This window comes from Neobacillus paridis, assembly GCF_016765675.1.
In the GTDB taxonomy this organism is placed as follows: Bacteria; Bacillota; Bacilli; order Bacillales; family Cytobacillaceae; genus Neobacillus; species Neobacillus paridis.
Genome location: NZ_JAESWB010000286.1, coordinates 1 through 569 on the forward strand (window position 1 = coordinate 1; position 569 = coordinate 569).

At 52.2% G+C, this 569-nt stretch carries 1 protein-coding gene; it reads right to left on the bottom strand.

Features of this window, described 5'->3' with window-relative positions:
• The coding region (locus JK635_RS28850) for a DUF1488 family protein (protein ID WP_202655498.1) at window positions 1-235 on the bottom strand (235 nt) is incomplete at its 3' end.
• Window positions 236-569 lie beyond the last annotated feature (334 nt).

Sequence of the window (569 nt, forward strand, 5' to 3'; positions counted from 1 at the left end):
ATGCATTCACGGTGATGGGCCGTGGACATCCTTCCAGGAATTTGCGGCGCGCCACCGCATCGATCAGCTTGCGGTTGCGGCGATAGGCGCTGCGTGGCTCCAGTTGGGCATCCTGAGGAAGAAAATGCTTCTCCAGCGCCTCGGCGGATAGCAATGCAATGAATTCGTCCGCATCGATCTTGATTGAAAACCACAAGCCAGCCTGTATGGTGGTTTCTTGCTGGTTTATTGGCATCGCTTACTCCTGGAAAAGGTTCTACTGGCGTTTTGCATTGAAGAAATGAATGCAACAAGCGAAGTATCCCTTTCTACTGCACGACACGCTATCGGTGAACAATGATTTTCGTGTAGTCGATCCACTACATCTGTTACTAAAAGCTCAGGTAAGAAGCCTAACTCCTAGTTATCTGCAGCTATTTTCACTGATAGTGGCAAACGCAGGGATACCAGCGTTCCCTGCCGACTTCCCTTTCCGATGCTCAGTGTTCCGCCGAGATAAAGCGCACGTTCCTGCATGCCGCGCAGGCCCCACGACTCGTGCGCCAGCAGTCGTTCAGCGGAAATTCCTG